Consider the following 21,710-nt stretch of genomic DNA (forward strand, 5'->3'; position numbering starts at 1 on the left):
ATGAAAGAATGCATAAAAGGAACTTCAAAATTAAATCCTCTAGTTTAAAAAATATGGAAGAGGTAATTCCAAACGTAATTCTCCGTTTTAAACAAATATTTAAGATGAAGTTAAAACAGTAATGATGAAAATAAACTGTTATTTTGAACAGAAATATATATAACTAGAGAAAAGGAAGGGTGTTTTCATGTACGATATTTCCGGATGGAAACATGTATTTAAGCTTGATCCAAATAAGGAGTTAAGCGATGAACATTTAGAAATGATTTGTGAGTCTGGAACTGATGCGGTTATTGTAGGCGGAAGTGATGGAGTTACAATTGATAACGTATTACACATGCTAGTTAGCATTCGTAGATATGCAGTTCCTTGTGTATTAGAGGTTTCTGATGTAGAAGCAATTACACCAGGATTTGATTTTTATTACATCCCAAGTGTTTTAAATAGCCGAAAAGTAGAATGGGTAACAGGTGTTCATCATGAGGCATTGAAAGAATTTGGGGATATTATGGACTGGGACGAAATTTTTATGGAAGGGTATTGTGTTTTAAATCCAGAAGCGAAAGTAGCCCAGCTTACAGAAGCGAAATGTGATTTAACAGAAGATGACGTTATTGCATATGCTCGTTTAGCAGACAAGCTATTACGTTTACCGATATTTTATTTAGAATATAGCGGTACGTATGGAGATGTTGAACTTGTTAAAAATGTAAAAGCAGAATTGAAACAAGCTAAGTTATATTATGGCGGTGGTATTTCTAATGCAGAACAGGCGAAAGAAATGGCACAATATGCTGATACAGTAGTTGTTGGAAATATTATTTATGATGATATAAAATCGGCGTTAAAAACAGTTAAAGCAGTAAAAGGAGAGTAGGTGCAGGCGTATATGAGTATGACAGATAAGTTATTAAACGGTTTAAATCCACAGCAACAAAAAGCAGTACAAACAACGAATGGACCACTTCTATTAATGGCAGGTGCAGGTAGTGGTAAGACACGTGTGTTAACACATCGTATTGCGTATTTACTTGGTGAAAAAGGTGTAGCACCATGGAATGTACTAGCTATTACCTTCACAAATAAAGCAGCTCGTGAAATGCGTGAGCGTATTGATACACTTGTGGGACCAGAAGCAGAAGATATTTGGATTTCGACGTTCCACTCTATGTGTGTACGTATTTTACGACGCGATATCGATCGTATTGGTATTAATCGTAACTTTACAATCTTAGATTCAGGTGATCAGCTAACTGTAGTCAAAAAAATTATGAAAGAGCGCAATGTTGATCCGAAGAAATTTGAGCCGCGCTCTATTTTAGCGGGTATTAGTAATGCGAAAAATGAACTGTTATCTGCGGATAAATATGCAAAAAAAATTACAATGGCTGATCCATATGAAAAATTAACGAGCGATGTATACGCAGAGTATCAAAAACGTCTTTTGAAAAATAATTCATTAGACTTTGATGATTTAATTATGACGACGATTCAGCTATTTGAACGTGTTCCAGAAGTATTAGAGTTTTATCAGCGTAAGTTCCAATATATTCATGTTGATGAGTATCAAGATACGAACAAAGCGCAATATCTTCTTGTTAAACATTTGGCAGCGCGTTTTAAAAATCTTTGCGTTGTGGGTGACTCTGACCAGTCTATTTATCGCTGGCGTGGTGCAGATATTTCTAACATTTTGTCATTCGAAAAAGACTATGAGAATGCACAAGTAATTCTGTTAGAACAAAACTATCGTTCGTCACAAAATATTTTAAATGCAGCGAATGCTGTTATTGAAAAAAATACGAATCGTAAGCCGAAGAAATTATGGACAGACAATCAAGTTGGAAGTAAAATCTCGTATTATCGTGCTGCAACTGAAAAGGACGAAGCGTATTTTGTTGCAAAAAAAATTCGTGACGATATTCAAATGGGGAAACGAAAATATACTGATTTTGCAGTGCTATATCGTACGAATGCTCAGTCTCGTATGGTCGAGGAGATTTTCCTTAAATCTAACATTCCGTATAAAATTGTCGGGGGTACGAAGTTCTACGATCGTAAAGAGATTAAAGATATTTTGGCGTACTTACGTTTAATCGGTAATCCAGATGATGAAATTAGTTTTGCACGTATTATAAATGTGCCAAAGCGTGGCATTGGTGCGACTTCTATCGATAAAATTATTAATTACGGTGTGCAAAATGGAATTTCATTAACTGCTGTATTTGATGAGATTGAGCATGTTGGAGTAAGTGCAAAAATTACAAAGGCAGTAAAAGAATTCGCGAATTTATTAAATAACTGGGTAAATATGCAAGAGTATTTATCTGTTACAGAATTAGTAGAAGAAGTTATTGAAAAAACAGGCTATCGCGATATGTTGAAAAATGAACGTTCTTTAGAAGCGGAAGGTCGTTTAGAAAACTTAGACGAGTTCTTATCTGTTACGCAAACATTTGAATCTCAAAGCGAAGATAAGAGCCTTGTTGCATTCTTAACAGATTTAGCACTTGTTGCTGATATTGATCGTGTAGATGAAGACCCAACTGCTGGTGAAGAAGTTATTTTAATGACGATGCACTCGGCGAAAGGATTAGAGTTCCCGGTTGTCTTTATTGTTGGCTTAGAGGAAGGGATATTCCCTCATACTCGTTCTCTTATGGAAGAGGATGAAATGCAAGAAGAACGTCGTCTTGCTTATGTAGGTATTACTCGTGCAGAAGAAGAGCTATATTTATCTAACGCGCAAATGCGTACATTATTTGGTAGAACAAGTATGAACGCTGCGTCTCGATTTATTACAGAAATCCCGACAGAACTAGTGGAATCATTAAATGAAACAGCGCCGAAGCGTGAAACATCGTTTGGTACAAAAGGCAGAACGGCAAGTAGCGGCAAAACGACAATCACAACAGCAACACGCTCTCGTTCAGCTTTCGCGCGCCCTGCGGCTAAGACGACAGGCGGCGAACAAATTGGCTGGGCAGTAGGAGATAAAGCTTCCCACCAAAAATGGGGAGTCGGTACAGTTGTAAGTGTAAAAGGTGAAGGTGATGCAAAAGAATTAGATATTGCGTTCCCAAGCCCAATTGGTGTTAAACGTTTGTTAGCAAAATTTGCACCTGTGACGAAACAATAGGAAAGGAATGAGGATATGTCAAAAGAGATAGTAAAAAAACGTATAGAAGAATTACGTGACTTGTTAAATACATTTAACTATCAATATCACGTATTAGACAATCCTTCTGTTTCTGATGCGGAATATGACCGTAATATGCAGGAGCTTATAAAATTAGAAGCAGAGAACCCAGAGTTTATGAGTGAAGATTCTCCCTCCGTTCGCGTTGGGGGGACTGTTCTTGATATATTTGAAAAAGTAACACATAAGTCACCAATGTTAAGTTTAGGAAATGCATTTAACGAAGGAGATTTACGTGATTTCGATAGAAGAGTACGTCAAGGAATTGATGGTGCGAATGTAAGATATATATGTGAATTAAAAATTGACGGGCTTGCCGTTTCGCTTCATTATGAAAAAGGACGCTTCATTCAAGGGGCAACACGTGGTGATGGTGTAACGGGTGAAGATATTACTCAAAATTTAAAAACGATTAAAGCTATCCCACTTCGTTTAAATGAAGAAGTAACGTTAGAAGCACGAGGCGAAGCTTATATGCCGAAGCGTTCATTCGTTAAACTAAATGAAGAAAAAGAGCAAAATGGAGAAGATGTATTTGCGAATCCGCGTAATGCAGCAGCAGGTTCAATACGTCAACTTGATCCGAAAATTGCAGCGAAGCGTAACTTATCTATGTTTGTGTATGGTCTTGCGAATGTAGAAGAAAAAACAATTTCATCACATAGTGAATCGCTGGATTTCTTAGGTGAACTTGGATTTAAGACAAATCCAAATCGCCGTACATGTGAAACAATTGAAGAAGTTATAGCTTATGTAGAAGAATGGCAAGAAAAACGTCCGCATCTTGATTATGAGATTGATGGAATCGTTATAAAAGTAGATGATGTTGCTCTTCAAGAAAGTCTAGGAACTACAGCGAAGAGTCCAAGGTGGGCGATTGCTTATAAATTTCCGGCTGAAGAAGTTGTAACGAGATTAACAGGCATTGAATTAAGTGTTGGCCGAACAGGGGTTGTAACACCGACTGCAGAACTAGAGCCAGTGAGAGTTGCTGGTACGATTGTTCGTCGTGCTTCTTTACATAACGAAGATTTAATTCGTGAAAAAGACATTCGAATTGGTGACTACGTTGTTGTGAAGAAGGCTGGAGATATTATTCCTGAAGTTGTGAACGTTATTTTTGATAAGCGTACTGGTGAGGAAGAAGAATACCGCATGCCAACTCATTGTCCAGCATGTGAGAGTGAACTTGTTCGTTTAGAAGAAGAAGTAGCACTTCGATGTATAAATCCGACTTGTCCGGCTCAAATTCGAGAGGGATTAATCCATTTCGTTTCAAGAAATGCGATGAATATTGATGGACTTGGAGAACGTGTCATTACACAACTCTTTGATGCAGATTACATTCGTACATTTGCTGATTTATATGCATTGACGAAAGAGCAATTATTACAGTTGGAACGTTTTGGTGAAAAATCAGCAACAAACTTAATACAAGCAATTGAAAATTCTAAAGAAAACTCGTTAGAGCGATTATTATTTGGTCTTGGAATTCGCCACGTTGGAGCGAAAGCAGCACGTACATTTGCAGAGCACTTTGAAACGATGGATGAGCTTGTAAAAGCAACGGAAGAAGAACTAAAAGCAATTAATGAAATTGGCGAAAAAATGGCTCAATCTGTTGTGACATATTTTGATAATGAAGATGTATTAGAGTTATTACAGCAGTTTAAAGAGTATGGCGTGAATATGACATACAAAGGTATAAAAATTGCAGATTTACAAAATGTTGAATCTTACTTCGCAGGAAAAACGGTTGTTTTAACAGGTAAGCTAGAAGTTATGGGACGAAGTGAAGCGAAGAAGAAGATTGAGGCATTAGGTGGAAAAGTAACAGGAAGTGTTAGTAAGAGTACGGATTTAGTTGTTGCAGGTGAAGCAGCTGGTTCGAAATTAGCACAAGCGGAGAAACATAATGTTGAGGTTTGGAATGAAGAGAGGTTCTTACAAGAGCTAAATAAGTAAGAGGTGCAAACTTACCATGAAAAAAATAGCATTAGCGGTATTAAGCCTTGGCCTACTTGTAAGTGGGTGTAGTGCAGGTGCCGACAAAGATGAAAAAGTGGCTGGGAAATCGGGGAAAGCAAAAGAACAATCAGTTGTTCCAAAATACGCTATTTCGGATGAATATTATAAGACGACTATTCCATTTGATGGTGGAAAGGCACGTGGTTTAGTGGTGCAAGGGTTAAATAGTCGCCTTGATATAGATGAATTTGAAACAGGATTAATGCGAATTGCAAAAGAATCATTTAGTACGAAAGATAATTTTTTAAAAGGCGGAAAAGCTCTAGATACTCAAACTATACAGATGCTTGTTAAAAGAAAACGTACAGATGCTGAACAAAAGGAACTAGAGGAAAAATTAAAAAAAGATGCAGTTAAATTTCCAAATATAGGATTAAATCCTGCATTAGGAACAGGATCCGAATCACTAGAAGTGAAAAATAAAAAAAATCCAATATATATTTCAAATATTTTAGAGCATGATTATTATGTGAAAAAAGGCGATAACGGCGAGGAACGTGTTGGTATGGTAGTTGGATTAGCGATGAATTCTGTTCAATATTTTAACGAAGAGCATGGTTACCCACGTGAAGCTGCAATCCCAGATGAAAAGATGTTAGCTGAAGGGAAAAAAATGGCGCAAGAAATTTTGAAAGTCATACATCAAAAAGAACCTGAAACAAAAAATATTCCGATAACATTTGCGATTTATCGCCAAGCTCCAAAGTCTTCGCTCGTGCCAGGTAATTTTGTTTCTTATGCAAATGTCGAAAAAGGTAGTGAAACGGTTGAAGATTGGAAACAAATTAATGAAAAATATTATTTGTTCCCATCAGAGCAAGCGAAAACAGATAATAAACGTGAAGATCTTGCAAGAGTATCCAACTTTAAGGCAAAACTAAGCGATTATTTCCAAGGCGACTATACAGCTGTTATTGGTACTGGTATGTATAGAGATGATGAATTAAGAGAAATGAAGCTTGATATTCCTGTCCAGTTTAATGGAAAAGCGGAAATAGTTGGTTTTACACAATATGTGGCAGGGCTTGTTATGGAATACTTCCCGAATTATATGAAAGTACAAGTAACGATTAAATCTGTAGAACGCCCAGAAGCTATTATTATACGTGAAGCAAAACAAGATGAACCACTTGTGAAAATTTTAGATTAAATATGAAGGCTGTTCCTCTATGGAACAGCTTTTTTTCTTATGTAATTTTGTTATAATTTAAAATGTTGTAAAAAATAGGGGTAAGGGGTAAAGCTCATGGAAGAATTAAGTTTTCAAGTCATTATTTTATTAATTGCATTCGGTTTTTTAGCAGCTTTTATTGATTCCGTTGTTGGAGGAGGAGGGTTAATTTCGCTTCCTGCACTTATGTTTGTTGGCCTATCGCCAGCTTCGGCAATTGCAACGAATAAATTAGCGGCAACAATGGGGACGTTTACGAGTGCGATGTATTTCATTCGATCAGGAAAAGTTGATTTTAAAATTGTAGGAAAGTTAATCCCGTTAACTATTGTTGGAGCTGTTGCAGGTGCTTTAGTAGTAAAATTTATTCCATCGGATATTTTACGCCCATTAGTACTTGTAATGTTGGTATTTATTGCTATTTATATTATTGCAAAAAAGAATTGGGGAAGTGTGTCTACCTATAAGAAGATGACGCAAAGAAAAACATTAATATTTTTCTTTGCTATTTTAATGATAGGATTTTATGATGGGTTTTTTGGACCAGGGACAGGGTCGTTTTTAATTTTTGCATTTTTATTAATTGGCTTGGATTTTATTCAAGCGGCAGCATCTGGAAAACTTTTGAACTTTGTTAGTAATATTGTATCTTTAATTACTTTTTTATTCTTAGACATAATTCATTTTGAATACGGTATTATCATGGGATTATCAATGATCTTAGGTGCTTATTTTGGATCGAAGTTTGCGGTTCAAAAAGGTGTTGGATATGTAAGGACTTTATTTTTATTAGTTACTATATTATTGATTGGGAAAAATGTTTTGGAATATACTCATATTTTGTAGATTCATACGCATGTATGAATCTCTTTTTTTATTATATTTTAAAAATTTATTAATTTTTAAAATATAAGTCTAGGAATATTTGAATAAATCTAAATTATCGTGTAGAATAATGTTGTAAAATGTAAACGTTTTTCTAAGGGGAGGCTAAAAAAATGGTAGTAGCATACAAACATGAGCCATTTACAGATTTTTCAGTGGAGGCTAACAAATTAGCGTTTGAAGAAGGTTTAAAGAAAGTAGAATCTTATCTTGGACAAGACTATCCATTAATTATCGGGGGAGAAAAAATCACTACAGAAGACAAAATTGTTTCTGTAAACCCTGCAAATAAAGAGGAACTTGTTGGTCGTGTTTCAAAAGCAAGCCGTGAGTTAGCTGAAAAAGCAATGCAAGTAGCGGATGAAACATTCCAAACTTGGAGAAAATCAAAGCCAGAAATGCGTGCAGACATTTTATTCCGTGCTGCAGCAATCGTTCGTCGCAGAAAACATGAATTCTCTGCTATTCTTGTAAAAGAAGCAGGTAAGCCATGGAATGAGGCAGATGCTGATACAGCAGAAGCAATCGACTTTATGGAATATTATGGTCGTCAAATGTTAAAATTAAAAGACGGTATTCCAGTAGAAAGCCGTCCGATTGAATATAATCGTTTCTCTTACATTCCATTAGGAGTAGGTGTTATCATTTCTCCTTGGAACTTCCCATTCGCAATTATGGCAGGTATGACAACAGCTGCTTTAGTTTCTGGTAACACAGTATTACTAAAACCAGCTAGTACAACTCCTGTAGTAGCAGCGAAATTTATGGAAGTATTAGAAGAAGCTGGCTTACCAGCTGGCGTAGTAAACTTCGTTCCAGGTAACGGTTCTGAAGTTGGTGACTACTTAGTAGATCATCCTCGTACACGTTTCGTAAGCTTCACGGGATCTCGTGATGTAGGTATCCGCATCTATGAGCGTGCAGCGAAAGTAAACCCAGGACAAATTTGGTTAAAACGCGTTATCGCTGAAATGGGCGGTAAAGACACAATCGTTGTTGATAAAGAAGCAGATCTTGAATTAGCAGCTAAGTCTATCGTTGCATCAGCATTCGGATTCTCAGGACAAAAATGTTCTGCATGTTCTCGTGCAGTAATCCATGAAGATGTATACGATCACGTATTAAATCGTGCTGTTGAATTAACAAAAGAATTAACAGTTGCTAACCCAGCAGTATTAGGTACAAACATGGGTCCTGTTAATGACCAAGCTGCATTTGATAAAGTAATGAGCTATGTTGCAATTGGTAAAGAAGAAGGTAGAATCTTAGCAGGTGGCGAAGGAGACGATTCTAAAGGCTGGTTCATCCAACCAACAATCGTTGCTGACGTTGCAGAAGATGCTCGCTTAATGAAAGAAGAAATCTTCGGACCAGTAGTAGCATTCTGTAAAGCGAAAGACTTCGATCATGCACTTGCAATTGCAAACAATACGGAATACGGTTTAACAGGTGCTGTTATTACTAACAACCGTGACCATATTGAAAAAGCACGCGAAGACTTCCACGTTGGTAACTTATACTTCAACCGTGGATGTACTGGTGCAATCGTAGGTTACCAACCATTCGGTGGCTTTAACATGTCTGGTACAGACTCTAAAGCTGGTGGACCTGATTACTTAGCACTTCACATGCAAGCAAAAACTACTTCTGAAACTTTATAAGAAATAGTAGAGGAGCTCTTCACAGAATGTGAAGAGCTCCTTTTAAAATTGAACCCCCATATATTACCGTCGTTCGAAGAGAATGAGCTAAAACCTATTAATAGCGGGATAAACATGTAAACAGAAATAAAATAATGAGAAAAGTTGACTTATTAGTCATATTTTTTAGTATTCATTTTGAGAATTTCCTGTATAATACAATTTGAAAGAAAATCTATGGTTCGACAAGGAACACTCCTTTCGGTTTTGCTCACTGAAAGGAGTGTTTTTTTATGTAGCTAAAAATTCTTGCGTGCTTATTACATTTGCATATACGCCATTTAAACTAGCTAAAATTGTATTGTGAATATAAACAGCTGGTATAGTAGCGTTCTTAAAAGAAAGGTCTTTTGTAGCACAAGCGTCATGTATAACGGTACATTGAAAGCCAAAATCGAATGCAGCCCTTACTGTTGCATCGATACACATATGAGTCATCATCCCGCATACAACGACATGTTCAATATTAAAACGTTTTAATTGCTCTAGAAGATTAGTTTCTCGGAAGCTATTTGGATAATGTTTGACTATAACTGTTTCTTCTCTAAGTGGACGTACGCTTTCGTGAATATGTACACCTTCTGTATTAGGTAGGAAAAAAGTAGCGTCATCTTTTATAGCTACGTGTTGGATATGAAAAATAGGTTCGCTGTTTGTTCTAAATTGTTGTAATAACTGATTAGCATATTCGCTTGCTTCTACTGGATTACGCAATTCCATCTTTCCATTTGGAAAATAATCGTTTTGAATATCGACGAGTAAAAGAGCTGTTTTCATATATTTATCTTCCTCCGAGTTTCATATTCAAATAAATTTATTCAATTCGTAGAGAGGATTCTCCTGTTTAAAAATATGAGGAAGAAGAATTTTAAATAACCTTGAAAGTTACTATTTTTCAGATGAATATTCATCTGAAAATTTTAATAAAGGAATAATTAATATTTTTCTAAAAAATGTATTGACTCTTATTATTCTGAGTTCTATAATGAGAATTAATTAAACGACAATTAAATCGATACATTCTTATCCAGAGAGGTGGAGGGACTGGCCCTACGATACCTCAGCAACGGGTTTTTTAATACCGTGCTAACTCCAGCAAGCCATATAAAGGCTTGGAAGATGAGAAGATGTGAACGAGTACATATAAGTGCTCTCCTTCTTATCTTTATGGTTGATAAGAAGGAGGGCACTTTTTATTTTACCTCGAAAGCTCTGCTTCAAGTTTTTACAGCATATAGGAGGGAAAAAAATGATTTCTTTTACCAATGTAAGTAAAGTGTATGAATCAGCTGGCCAATCTGTTCATGCGGTGGAGGATGTAACATTATCAGTTGAGAAAGGCGAAATTTTTGGCATTATCGGTTTTAGTGGCGCTGGAAAGAGTACGTTATTACGCTTAGTAAATATGTTAGAGAGACCGACGGCAGGAACGATTTCAATAGATGATAAAGATATTACATCATTATCGACGAAAGAATTGCGTAAACTAAGACAAAGAATCGGAATGATTTTTCAAAGTTTTAATTTATTTAATTCAAGAACAGTATTTGGAAATATTGCTTATCCATTAAAGTTAGCGAAAGTACCAAAGAATGAGATAAAAGAAAGAGTAAATGAACTGCTGAAGTTTGTAGGGTTAGAAGATAAAGCAAACTATTATCCAGAGCAGCTATCAGGTGGGCAAAAGCAGCGTGTGGGCATTGCTAGAGCACTTGCGACATCGCCAGATATTCTTATATGTGATGAGGCAACATCAGCCTTAGATCCAGAAACGACGACAGAAATTCTAAACTTATTAAAGAAAGTAAATCGAGAATACAATTTAACAATTCTTCTTATTACACATGAAATGCATGTTGTGAAAGAAATTTGTCACCGTGTAGCTGTAATGGAGAAGGGGAAAGTTATTGAAGAAGGAAAACTGTTTGATGTTTTCACGCAACCAAAAACAAAGACGACTCAAAACTTTGTACGTTCTGTCATTAATGATCATTTACCGGAAAGTGTTCTAGCGAAAATTCAAAATGGTGGTCAAATTTATCGTCTAACATTTACTGGTGAGGAGACAGGACAGCCGGTACTATCATATATCGCAAAAAACTATAACGTCGATGTAAATGTACTGTACGGAAATATTATTGAACTTCAAAATGTGCTATTTGGAAATCTTCTTGTAGAGTTGCAAGGTGAGCAGAGGGAAATTCAAAAAGCATTACAACATCTAAGACTGCAAGTGCAGCTGAAGGAGGTAGAAGCTCATGCGAGTTGATTGGAGTATATTTTGGCCGCGCATACTAGATGCGACGGGGGATACCCTCTTAATGGTAATTGTAACCCTTATATTCGCTACAATTCTGGGTATACCTCTAGGTTTACTTTTGTATGTAACGAGAAAAGGAAACTTTTTAGAAAATAAATGGGTCTTTTCTATTCTTAACATCATAATTAATACAATTCGTCCGGTACCATTCATTATCTTTTTAGTAGCCTTAAGTCCACTAACAAGAAGTGTTATCGGAACGACGATTGGAACAGCAGCGGCAATTTTCCCGATGACGTTAGTCGCATCAATTGGTATTGCTAGAATGGTTGAAACAAACCTTGTTTCCGTTCCGAAAGGAGTAATTGAAGCAGCGCAAGCAATGGGAGCCTCACCAATTAGAATTGTTTTTGAAATCCTTGTACCAGAAGCGTTAGCACCATTAATCTTAGGTGTCACATTTATGACAGTTGGTTTAATTGAATTCTCTGCAGTTGCTGGGCTTGTCGGTGGTGGCGGTCTTGGTGACTTGGCAATGACATATGGTTATCAACGTTTTGATACATCAGTTATGTTCGTAACGGTCGTGTTACTTATCATTCTCGTACAGATAGCTCAAAATTTAGGAAACTACTTTGCGAAAGTCTTGTTACGCAGATCATAAAAAGGAAGAGAGGAAAAGAAAATGAAGAAAATTTTAGCATTTGCATTATCAGCGATTGTAGGAGTCTCAGCATTAAGCGGCTGCTCAAGTGGAGACACGGGTGCAGGAGCGAAAGAAAAAGTAGTTCGCGTCGGTGTAACTGGAACGGATGGAGACGCTTGGGAAATTTTGAAGAAAAAAGCTGAAAAAGAAGGGATTAAGATTAAACTGGTCGAGTTCTCTGATTACACAACGCCAAATAAAGCGTTAGCTGATGGAGATATTGAATTAAACTCATTCCAGCATATTGCTTTCTTAGAGCAATTTAAAAAAGAGCATAAGTTAGATATTACAGCTGTTGGTACAACGCAAATTGCGCCAATGGGTTTATACTCTGAAAAATATAAGAAAGCAAATGAAATCCCAGATGGTTCAGAAATTGCAATTCCAAACGATCCAACGAACCAAGCACGGGCATTAAAACTTCTTGATGCAGCTGGATTATTAAAGCTTAAAAAAGACTTTGGTCTATTTGGAGATCCAAGTGGTATTGCTGAAAATCCGAAGAAATTAAAAATTACACCGGTTATCGCACAGCAAACACCTCGTGTGTTAAAAGATGTAGCGGCATCAGTTATTAATAACGGTGTTGCTGGTCAAGCTGGATTAGATCCAGCGAAGGATCCTATTTTCTTAGAAGATCCAAAGAATGAAAATGCAAAGCCATATATTAATATTTTTGCAGCTCGTAAGAAAGATAAAGATGATCCAACATTGAAAAAAGTAATTGAACTATATCATTCAAAAGAAGTAACAGACGCAATTAAGAAAGAAACAAATGATGGTTCCATTTCAGTAGATCTTTCACTTGATGAGCTTGAAAAAATCGTAAAATAATCATTGGGTTTAATGGACTAACAGAAGGAACCCCTCCGCTGTTAGTTCGTTCAACATATAAACTTAACAAACAAACCCTAATTCTGTACCTTCCAATTTTGTATAACATAGAATCCAATGTTTGTTAAGTAGAGTGATAGACCAGGAATTTTCCTGGTCTTTTTTTATGAATGAAAGTAGCTAGCGAACAGTAAGGTGATCCAAATTATAATGGGATAAGAAAATAAGCTGAAAAGGAGTGTAATTACGAATTGCTTTGGATGAATTAAGTGTTTTTTTGATAAAAAAAAGAAAATAGAAAAGAGAGTAATGAAAAATGCTGATATTACGCCGGGGTTATAAGAGCGATAAATGAAAAACAAAATAATATGTTGAACAGAGTTGAAGAAGATGGCCCCTTGTATAAAAATAATCCAGCATATAGAAGACAAGAAGTTAAGTTGATATAGAAAGACGATAAGTAATACAAAGATTGTTAATACGGAAATGGCGATGAAAAATTGTTGGCTAGTTATAAGACGGATTGAAAATTGATTAGCAAGGTATTGTGGCATTTGGAAAGCTTCTTCAAGGTTATGAATGAAAAATAATAAGGGAATGATCCAGAATATAGTAGTGGAATGTTTTTTCATCAATTTACATCACTCCAATAAAGTATAGAAAGCCTAAAAAAAGGCCCTCTATACAGAGATGGTTATTCAATTATGATATTTTTTAAATTAACTTCATGATGCTCTCGTTCTTTCAGATAAGCAGCTAGTTCCTCTTGTAAAATATTTAATATTTGCTTAGCTGATTGTTGGATTGGATTAGGTAGCTCTTCTAATATATGCATCCCGACTTTTACTTTTGTACGAATTACCCTTCGTAGTAATTCCTCATGCATGTACTACACCTCCAAACCGAATATTTAGTACATCTTCTTCAAATTTTGCTCCTTGAATAGAAAGGTGTGTTAATGTTTTTGGTAACGTGATGTTCCGTTTAACAGAACCCGCTCGAATAATAAGTTCATCACCTTTTTGATTTAAGGAAAGTTCACTTTTGTTTGAGAAGGGAATGGACAGAACGAAAATATACTCATCGCCATCCTTTTTTACATATTGAGTGCGCCCGTTAAATTTTACTTTTGTAGGGGAATGATCAGTTTTAAATAAAGAATCTCCTACACGTTCTAACATAGACAAACCAACAACTTCTTGTTCAAACATTGGAGCTTCGTAAATAGGAAGGGGTTGAAAACTATCTTTAATTAATGTTTTATATTTCTTCTGTGTATCTTTCCATGCCTGAAAATAAGGATCGGTGACAGTGTTAGGGATGACGCGGTTAATCATAATGGCATCTACGTTATAATCGTATAAATTCAAATAAGTAAAGCTGCGCTGGGCTTCTTTAATGACCATTTTTTCAGGATTTACAACGATGCGGATACTTGTTACTTCTCGATTTGATAAAATATCTCTCATTTCTCCGAGCTGTTCAAGTGTACTTGTTAATTCGTCCATAATATCGTCGGTTGGAAGAGGGACACCAAGGAGTGGTTGAGCTACTGGACGAACGACTTTTAAAACTTTTCTTTTAATAGGAAATAATTTTTCCATCCACCAGCCGAGCATGTCTGGAAAGCTTAGCATTGCTAATGTTTCTCCTGTAGGGGCACAATCAATAATGATAACATCATATGTGTCTTGCTTATAATAATCGAGTACGCGAAGTAGGCTAATTAAATCTTCCATACCGGGAAACATCGTTAATTCTTCTGTTGTAATATCATCAGCTGCTTTAGAAGTGAAGAGTAGTGTAATATATTTCTGTAATTTTCCCCAGCCTTTTTCCATTTCATAAATCGTATTAATTTCTTGTGCCCACAAATTTTCACGAATTTCTAGTGGTTCAGAAGATAGCTTTATACCAAATGAATCTCCTAAACTATGAGCAGGATCTGTGCTCATTACTAATGTTTTTAATCCTTGTTTCGCACTTTGAATTGCTGTTGCTGCTGAAATGCTAGTTTTTCCTACGCCGCCTTTACCTGTATACAAGATAATTCTCATCATTCATATCCCCTTTGTTTCGAATGTCGAATATTACGAGTGTCGAAGTAAATGGTTGAATAAAAACCCAGATAGGGTTTTATTCAATCGGAATGTTTTTCATTTTAGGTGTAGAAATCTTTTCTTCTGTTTTTTGCTGTGACGTAGCGATGTGATTCATGATTTTTTGGAAGATTTGTAGTAAGAATGCTTTTTCTTCTTCTGATAATGCTTCTGTTACTAAGCTAAAGTAATGGGCCGCATTTTGTTTTACTTCTTGAACGAGTATTACGCCGTTTTCTGTTAACCGAATTAATACAATACGTCGGTCATTTTCATCACGGTAGCGTTCAATATATCCCTTTTTTACAAGGCGATTTACAACGCCCGTTGTTGTACTCATCGGTATATCAAGAAGATCAGCAATTTTCGTCATTGTAATATCTGTATTTCGTTCCATCCAAAGTAAACAAAATACTTCTGTTTTAGAAAGTGTTAAATCTAGGCTTACCCATTCTTCAGGATAGAAAAGTTTCTTGGCGTTATCTAGCAGTAAGTCTAAAAAATGTTCATATTGCAACAATTAATTCCACTCCCGTATATTTCGAGGTTCGTAATATTTATTTTTATTTTATGTAGAATAGAAATAATTGTCAATGATTTTAATTGTTTTTTCAGATTAGGCAGAAAACTTTCTTTAAAATAGTATTCTTTTATGATAGATTTATAAATATAAAGCGAGAATTTACATAAAAATCCATCATGGTAAATATACTTATCTATAATGGGTATGCAGCTAACGAGGGGGAGAACGATGAGAAGACGTAATACGCAAGCGTTCACGTTTTTAGCATGGACTTCATTTGTTTGTGCGATTTCAGGTATGCTAATTGGGATTTATACGTTAGATGAAACGCTTAGTGTAAAAGGATACTATTTAATTGGAACATTATTTTTAACGATGTCTTGTTTTGTATTACAAAAAACAATTCGTGATAATGAAGAAGATAACGAGAGATTTCCGAAAAATAAACCGTTAGATAAAGAGTAAATTGTAAAGAAAGGCATTTGCCTTTCTTTTTTTATGTAAAAATGGCGTAAGTACTCTGTGTTGACTTGCTTGAAGTACTGAAAATTTGGTATCATCAATAGTATTGTAGATTGAACGATATATTATGGAGGTGGCCTAGCCGTGTCAAGAATTTCCGTTGAGAATGTAAAGCACGTAGCACATTTAGCACGTCTTGCAATTACTGATCAAGAAGCAGAAAAATTTCAAAAACAACTAGATGCAATTGTTACATTTGCAGAACAGTTAAATGAATTAGATACAACAGATGTAAAACCAACAACTCATGTATTAACTATGAAAAATGTTATGCGTGAAGATGTACCAGAAAAAGGTTTACCAGTCGAAGAAGTATTAAAAAATGCACCGGATCACAAAGATAATCAAATCCGTGTTCCAGCAGTATTAGAATAGAGGAGGGGAATTTCGATGTCATTATTTGATCATTCAGTATCAGAGTTACATAAGAAGTTAAACAACAAAGAAATTTCCGTTACGGATTTAGTAGAAGAATCTTACAAACGTATTGCGGATGTTGAAGATAACGTAAAAGCTTTTCTTACATTAGATGAAGAAAATGCACGCGCAAAAGCGAAAGAATTAGATGCAAAAATCGGCGCTGAAGATAATGGTTTATTATTCGGTATGCCAATTGGTGTAAAAGATAACATTGTAACTAACGGTCTTCGTACAACTTGTGCGAGCAAAATGTTAGCAAACTTCGATCCAATTTATGATGCGACAGTTGTGCAAAAGCTAAAAGCTGCTGACACAATTACAATCGGTAAATTAAACATGGACGAGTTCGCAATGGGTTCTTCAAATGAAAACTCAGGATTCTACGCTACGAAAAACCCATGGAACTTAGATTACGTTCCGGGCGGATCTAGTGGTGGTTCTGCAGCAGCTGTAGCAGCAGGAGAAGTACTATTCTCTCTAGGTTCTGATACGGGTGGTTCTATCCGTCAGCCAGCTGCATATTGCGGTGTTGTAGGTTTAAAACCAACTTATGGACGCGTATCTCGTTACGGATTAGTAGCATTCGCATCTTCACTTGACCAAATCGGACCGATTACACGTACAGTAGAAGACAATGCATACTTATTACAAGCTATTTCAGGTATTGACCGCATGGATGCAACTTCTGCAAACGTTGAAGTTGGAAACTATTTAGCTGGTTTAACAGGCGATGTTAAAGGTTTACGCATTGCTGTACCGAAAGAATACTTAGGCGAAGGTGTTGGCGAAGAAGCTCGTGAGTCAGTACTAGCTGCTTTAAAAATATTAGAAGGTATGGGCGCAACTTGGGAGGAAGTATCGCTTCCACACTCTAAATACGCTCTAGCAACGTATTACTTACTATCTTCTTCTGAAGCATCTGCGAACCTTTCACGCTTTGATGGCGTGCGTTACGGTGTTCGTTCTGATAATGTAAATAACTTATTAGATCTTTACAAAAACACACGTAGTGAAGGTTTCGGTGATGAAGTTAAACGTCGTATTATGCTTGGTACATTTGCGCTTAGCTCTGGTTACTATGATGCATATTACAAGAAAGCACAACAAGTACGTACATTAATTAAAAACGACTTTGAAAATGTATTTGCTAACTATGATGTTATTATTGGACCAACAACGCCAACTCCGGCATTTAAAGTGGGCGAAAAAGTTGATGATCCAATGACAATGTATGCAAATGACATTTTAACAATCCCAGTAAACTTAGCGGGTGTTCCAGCGATTTCTGTTCCATGTGGATTCGGTGCTAACAACATGCCACTTGGTCTACAAATCATTGGTAAACACTTCGATGAAGCGACAATTTACCGCGTTGCACATGCGTTTGAGCAAGCAACAGACTATCATACAAAAAAAGCAAGTCTGTAAGGAGGCGAGCATAGATGAATTTAGAAACAATTATTGGTTTAGAGGTTCACGTTGAGTTAAAAACAAATTCGAAAATTTTCTCTGCGAGTCCAACAGAATTCGGAGCGGAGCCAAATACACAAACAAGTGTAATTGACTTAGGATACCCAGGGGTACTTCCTACTTTAAATAAAGAAGCAGTTAACTTTGCAATGAAAGCTGCAATGGCATTAAACTGTGAAATCGCAACGGAAACGAAGTTTGACCGTAAAAACTATTTCTATCCAGATAACCCGAAAGCTTACCAAATCTCTCAATTTGATAAGCCAATTGGTGAAAATGGTTGGATTGAAATCGAAGTAGACGGTAAAAAGAAACGTATCGGTATTACACGTCTTCATTTAGAAGAAGATGCTGGTAAATCAACGCATACAGCTGATGGTTCATTAGTAGACTACAACCGTCAAGGTATGCCTTTAATCGAGATCGTATCTGAGCCAGATATGCGTACGCCAGAAGAAGCATATGCATACTTAGAGAAGTTAAAATCAATCATTCAATACACTGGTGTATCTGATTGTAAGATGGAAGAAGGTTCCTTACGTTGTGATGCGAACATTTCTCTTCGTCCAGTTGGACAAGAGAAGTTCGGTACAAAAGCGGAACTGAAAAACTTAAACTCATTCACTTACGTACAAAAAGGTCTTGAGCATGAGCAAGTGCGCCAAGAAAAAGAACTGTTATCTGGTGGCATCATCCAACAAGAAACACGTCGTTATGATGAAGCAACAAAGAAAACAATCTTAATGCGTGTGAAAGAAGGATCTGACGATTACCGTTACTTCCCGGAGCCAGACTTAGTTGAACTTTACATCGATGATGAGTGGAAAGAAGCAGTTCGAGCTTCTATTCCAGAACTTCCAGATGCACGTAAAGCTCGCTACGTTGCAGAATTAGGCTTACCAGCTTATGATGCACACGTGTTAACATTAACGAAAGAGATGTCTGATTTCTTTGAAGCAACTGTTGCAGACGGTGCTGATGCGAAATTAACATCGAACTGGTTAATGGGTGAAGTACTTGCATACTTAAACAAACAACAAAAAGAATTAAAAGACGTTGCATTAACGCCTGCTGGTTTATCTAAAATGGTTCAATTAATTGAAAAAGGTACAATTTCTTCTAAAATCGCGAAGAAAGTATTTAACGAATTAATTGAAAAAGGTGGAGACCCAGAAGAAATCGTTAAAGCGAAAGGTCTTGTTCAAATTTCTGACGAGGGTACACTTCGTAAAGTTGTAACAGAAATTCTTGATAATAATGAGCAATCTATCGAAGACTTTAAAAACGGTAAAGACCGTGCAATTGGCTTCTTAGTTGGTCAAATTATGAAAGCTACAAAAGGACAAGCAAATCCACCACTTGTTAACAAAATCTTACTTGAAGAGATTAATAAGCGATAATAGTAGTGACTTTTAAAGATTAAGCAGAAAAACACCCGTACATGGGTGTTTTTCTAGGTTAATCAAACGTTTGTTTAAATGAGACAAAATCGTTTAAACAAACGTTTGATTAACTGTCAAAAGTGGAAAAATGTTTGTATAGCAACTATGGTATGATAGTTGCAAAAAGGTGGGAATAATGATAAATCTAAACATAGAGGTTTTTTTCATCTCATGAAATAATAGATAGTTATTATTCGTTATATGTAAATTTTTATGGAAGAATGGATAGAAATAAAGTGAAACTTTAATCAGTAGGAGGTTCATCCACCATTGATTATTAGCCCTCACCAATCGGGCATTTACTGCCCGCAAATAGCGGGATAAATTTTGGAGTCAAATAAAAAACCATTGAAATGAATATTTACTTTTGATGGACTACACGAATCGGGTTCTTACTGCCTGTTTGAGCGGGATAAAAGAAGGATAGCAAGATGAGAGGAGGTAGGCATGGGAATACTGAATAGAAGTTCAGTATGTTCTTTTTCGATACATAAAGAAATTTCCTGTGCTAATAAATGATGAAGCGAGCAAGAATTATTTATAATCCTACTTCGGGGCGTGAGCTATTTAAGAAGAGCTTACCAGAAGTATTACAAAAATTAGAACAAGCTGGCTATGAGACATCTTGTCATGCGACAACGGGTCCTGGAGACGCTACTGTGGCGGCGAGGCAAGCTGCGGATCGTAAGTTTGATGTTGTTATTGCGGCTGGTGGCGACGGTACATTAAATGAAGTAGTAAACGGTTTAGTTGGGCATGAATTCCGTCCGAAATTTGGAATTATTCCAGTTGGAACGACAAATGACTTTGCACGTGCAATTGGTGTACCTCGTTCTATTGAAGAGGCAGCAGATATTATTTGCGAAGGAAAAACAGTGCCATTAGACCTTGGTAGAGCGAACGATACATATTTTATTAACATCGCTGGTGGCGGTCGTATTACAGAATTAACATACGAAGTACCGAGTAAGTTAAAGACAGTATTAGGACAACTTGCTTATTACCTAAAAGGTATCGAGATGTTACCATCATTGCATCCGACATATGTTGAAATTGAGTATGATGGAAAGTTACTACAAGAAGAAATTACGATGTTTTTAATTACGAATACCCGTTCAGTAGGTGGATTTGAAAAGGTAGCACCGTATGCATCTATTAACGATGGGTTATTTGACCTATTAGTACTGAAAAAAGGTTCTATCGCTGATTTAATTAAAGCAGCAACACAAGCACAACGTGGTGAACATATTAATAATCCAAAAGTGTTATATACACAAGCGAACCGAATTAAAGTACATTCACCAGATAAACTAATGATTAATTTAGATGGTGAGTATGGTGGAGATGCACCGATGGAATTCGAAAATATATATCATTGTTTAGAACTATTTGTTCCTGAACATCAAGAGGATGCCCTGTAAAGGCATCCTTTTTACTTTGTTAAAATGAATTGTAAATTGGGAGTTAGTTTGATTTTTATGGTATTTTTACAATTCTTTTATTTTACATCCATACTTTATTGATACACTGGAAGAGATAAGAAATGAGAGGTAGGGTGCTATGGAGAAGGTAAAGGCGATATTATTTGATAAAGATGGGACATTAATGGATTTTCATTCAATATGGATAAAAGTAGCTGAAGAACTTGTAGCTGAATGTATAAGTTTATATCATTTACCAAGTACAATGCGGCAGACCTTATTAGAAGAGATTGGTGTAGAGGGAGCATTTGTTAATCCGAGGAGTGCAATAGCTGCTGGAACAAGCCTTGATGTAGCGAAGGGGCTTTGTAATTATATTGAGTCTGCTAGAGAAGAAGAGATGCATCATTGGGTAAGTGAGAAGTTATTTTCCCTTATGTATGAGCATCGTTCGCATATGAAAATGACAGCAGATTTACCGAAAGTGTTACAGGCATTAAAAGATAAAGGATTTATATTAGGGGTTGTCACGGCGGATGATTTCGCACCAACAGAATTATTTTTAAGACAATATAAGTTGGAGAACTTTTTTGATTATATTATAGCCTCGGATACATTCCCTGCGCAAAAACCAGATAAAAAGATTATAGAAGTGTTTTGTGAGAAATTTAATTTAGCATCATGTGAGGTTGCGGTTGTTGGAGATACGCCAACTGATTTACATTTAGCCAAAAATGGCGATTGCTATGCAATTGGGGTGCTATCTGGTACGGGAGACCGTCCAACATTAGAACCACTTGCTGATTTAGTGTTAGATTCTGTTGGAGAGTTTATTTCTCAATCGGGTGAGTTTTTCTGGGAGAAAGAAAAGTCTAATGTGTAAGGAAAATAAGTCTATAAAGACTCTTAATGAGTCTTTATAGACTTATTTTTTATGCCTGGATACAAAGAATATAGGATAAATGCTAGAAAAGAAAGTTGGCATACATTTTGCAATAAAAAGAGAAAACAATGTAAAGAAAAGGATGGG

At 36.2% G+C, this 21,710-nt stretch carries 19 protein-coding genes, 1 pseudogene and 1 riboswitch; of the genes and pseudogenes, 15 read left to right on the forward strand and 5 right to left on the reverse strand.

The features are described 5' to 3' along the window. The first annotated feature begins 187 nt into the window (after positions 1–187). The 6 genes from pcrB to pruA all read left to right on the forward strand — a co-directional run bounded on the left by pcrB (position 188) and on the right by pruA (position 8,944). Positions 188–877, forward strand: a complete 690-nt coding sequence (pcrB, locus tag AC22L0_RS23590) for a heptaprenylglyceryl phosphate synthase (RefSeq protein WP_000272102.1) — start codon at positions 188–190, stop codon at positions 875–877. 12 nt (positions 878–889) lie between these two features. Further along, entirely contained in the window at positions 890–3,139 is a 2,250-nt protein-coding gene (gene pcrA / locus AC22L0_RS23595) for a DNA helicase PcrA (protein ID WP_139894270.1), read from the forward strand. Between the two features lie 15 nt (positions 3,140–3,154). Further along, positions 3,155–5,164 carry an NAD-dependent DNA ligase LigA gene (gene ligA / locus AC22L0_RS23600; RefSeq protein ID WP_000031613.1) on the forward strand — a complete coding sequence of 670 codons (2,010 nt, stop codon included), beginning with the start codon at positions 3,155–3,157 and terminating at the stop codon, positions 5,162–5,164. A 16-nt stretch (positions 5,165–5,180) separates the two neighbouring features. Next, positions 5,181–6,377, forward strand: a complete 1,197-nt coding sequence (locus AC22L0_RS23605; protein ID WP_000717034.1) for a CamS family sex pheromone protein — start codon at positions 5,181–5,183, stop codon at positions 6,375–6,377. Between the two features lie 96 nt (positions 6,378–6,473). Next, positions 6,474–7,244 (forward strand): TSUP family transporter, encoded by a 771-nt coding sequence (locus AC22L0_RS23610; RefSeq protein WP_000391975.1) that lies wholly within the window; start codon positions 6,474–6,476, stop codon positions 7,242–7,244. Between the two features lie 152 nt (positions 7,245–7,396). Further along, a complete protein-coding gene (gene pruA / locus AC22L0_RS23615; RefSeq protein ID WP_000259555.1) occupies positions 7,397–8,944 on the forward strand; it encodes an L-glutamate gamma-semialdehyde dehydrogenase in 1,548 nt (515 codons plus the stop codon). Between the two features lie 250 nt (positions 8,945–9,194). Here the strand turns inward: pruA and AC22L0_RS23620 are convergent. Next, positions 9,195–9,760: pseudogene (locus AC22L0_RS23620) on the reverse strand (cysteine hydrolase family protein). Positions 9,761–10,003: 243 nt separating this feature from the next. Continuing rightward, positions 10,004–10,109: riboswitch (SAM riboswitch) on the forward strand. A gap of 123 nt (positions 10,110–10,232) precedes the next feature. Between AC22L0_RS23620 and AC22L0_RS23625 the strand changes: the two are divergent. The 3 genes from AC22L0_RS23625 to AC22L0_RS23635 are packed head-to-tail and all read left to right on the forward strand — an operon-like array spanning position 10,233 to position 12,783. Then, the gene (locus AC22L0_RS23625; protein ID WP_000623013.1) at positions 10,233–11,252 is read left to right on the forward strand and encodes a methionine ABC transporter ATP-binding protein; all 1,020 of its coding nucleotides are present in this window, start codon (positions 10,233–10,235) and stop codon (positions 11,250–11,252) included. Beyond that, on the forward strand, positions 11,242–11,907 hold the full coding sequence (locus AC22L0_RS23630) for a methionine ABC transporter permease (RefSeq protein WP_001261865.1): 666 nt from the start codon (positions 11,242–11,244) through the stop codon (positions 11,905–11,907). Before AC22L0_RS23625 ends, AC22L0_RS23630 begins: the two co-directional genes overlap by 11 nt. Before the next feature lie 21 nt (positions 11,908–11,928). Beyond that, positions 11,929–12,783 (forward strand): MetQ/NlpA family ABC transporter substrate-binding protein, encoded by an 855-nt coding sequence (locus tag AC22L0_RS23635; RefSeq protein ID WP_000721594.1) that lies wholly within the window; start codon positions 11,929–11,931, stop codon positions 12,781–12,783. A 164-nt stretch (positions 12,784–12,947) separates the two neighbouring features. Here AC22L0_RS23635 and AC22L0_RS23640 read toward each other — a convergent pair whose 3' ends face one another. From AC22L0_RS23640 to AC22L0_RS23655, 4 genes are all read right to left on the reverse strand, one after another. Then, positions 12,948–13,415, reverse strand: coding sequence for an HXXEE domain-containing protein (locus tag AC22L0_RS23640; protein ID WP_001986283.1), 468 nt, complete (start codon positions 13,413–13,415; stop codon positions 12,948–12,950). Between the two features lie 62 nt (positions 13,416–13,477). Continuing rightward, positions 13,478–13,669 carry a DUF3926 domain-containing protein gene (locus AC22L0_RS23645; RefSeq protein WP_000544105.1) on the reverse strand — a complete coding sequence of 64 codons (192 nt, stop codon included), beginning with the start codon at positions 13,667–13,669 and terminating at the stop codon, positions 13,478–13,480. Continuing rightward, positions 13,662–14,843, reverse strand: a complete 1,182-nt coding sequence (locus tag AC22L0_RS23650; protein WP_002102676.1) for an ArsA family ATPase — start codon at positions 14,841–14,843, stop codon at positions 13,662–13,664. The genes AC22L0_RS23645 and AC22L0_RS23650 overlap by 8 nt, the downstream gene beginning before the upstream one ends. 76 nt (positions 14,844–14,919) lie before the next feature. Beyond that, positions 14,920–15,402 (reverse strand): MarR family winged helix-turn-helix transcriptional regulator, encoded by a 483-nt coding sequence (locus tag AC22L0_RS23655; protein WP_000942472.1) that lies wholly within the window; start codon positions 15,400–15,402, stop codon positions 14,920–14,922. A 231-nt stretch (positions 15,403–15,633) separates the two neighbouring features. Between AC22L0_RS23655 and AC22L0_RS23660 the strand changes: the two genes are divergently transcribed. The 6 genes from AC22L0_RS23660 (at position 15,634) to AC22L0_RS23685 (ending at position 21,563) form a co-directional block, all read left to right on the forward strand. Further along, a complete protein-coding gene (locus tag AC22L0_RS23660; RefSeq protein ID WP_001254391.1) occupies positions 15,634–15,870 on the forward strand; it encodes a YiaA/YiaB family inner membrane protein in 237 nt (78 codons plus the stop codon). A gap of 141 nt (positions 15,871–16,011) precedes the next feature. Continuing rightward, positions 16,012–16,302: an Asp-tRNA(Asn)/Glu-tRNA(Gln) amidotransferase subunit GatC gene (gatC, locus tag AC22L0_RS23665; RefSeq protein WP_000086999.1), complete on the forward strand. Its 291-nt coding sequence runs from the start codon at positions 16,012–16,014 to the stop codon at positions 16,300–16,302. A 15-nt stretch (positions 16,303–16,317) separates the two neighbouring features. Then, positions 16,318–17,775 carry an Asp-tRNA(Asn)/Glu-tRNA(Gln) amidotransferase subunit GatA gene (gene gatA / locus AC22L0_RS23670; RefSeq protein WP_139894271.1) on the forward strand — a complete coding sequence of 486 codons (1,458 nt, stop codon included), beginning with the start codon at positions 16,318–16,320 and terminating at the stop codon, positions 17,773–17,775. A gap of 14 nt (positions 17,776–17,789) precedes the next feature. Next, positions 17,790–19,217: an Asp-tRNA(Asn)/Glu-tRNA(Gln) amidotransferase subunit GatB gene (gene gatB / locus AC22L0_RS23675; RefSeq protein ID WP_001047685.1), complete on the forward strand. Its 1,428-nt coding sequence runs from the start codon at positions 17,790–17,792 to the stop codon at positions 19,215–19,217. A gap of 557 nt (positions 19,218–19,774) precedes the next feature. Then, positions 19,775–20,680 carry a diacylglycerol kinase gene (locus AC22L0_RS23680; protein WP_000977679.1) on the forward strand — a complete coding sequence of 302 codons (906 nt, stop codon included), beginning with the start codon at positions 19,775–19,777 and terminating at the stop codon, positions 20,678–20,680. A 139-nt stretch (positions 20,681–20,819) separates the two neighbouring features. Beyond that, positions 20,820–21,563, forward strand: coding sequence for an HAD family hydrolase (locus AC22L0_RS23685; protein WP_000416668.1), 744 nt, complete (start codon positions 20,820–20,822; stop codon positions 21,561–21,563). Positions 21,564–21,710: the final 147 nt, after the last annotated feature.

It is taken from the genome of Bacillus sp. LQ01 (genome assembly GCF_057624735.1).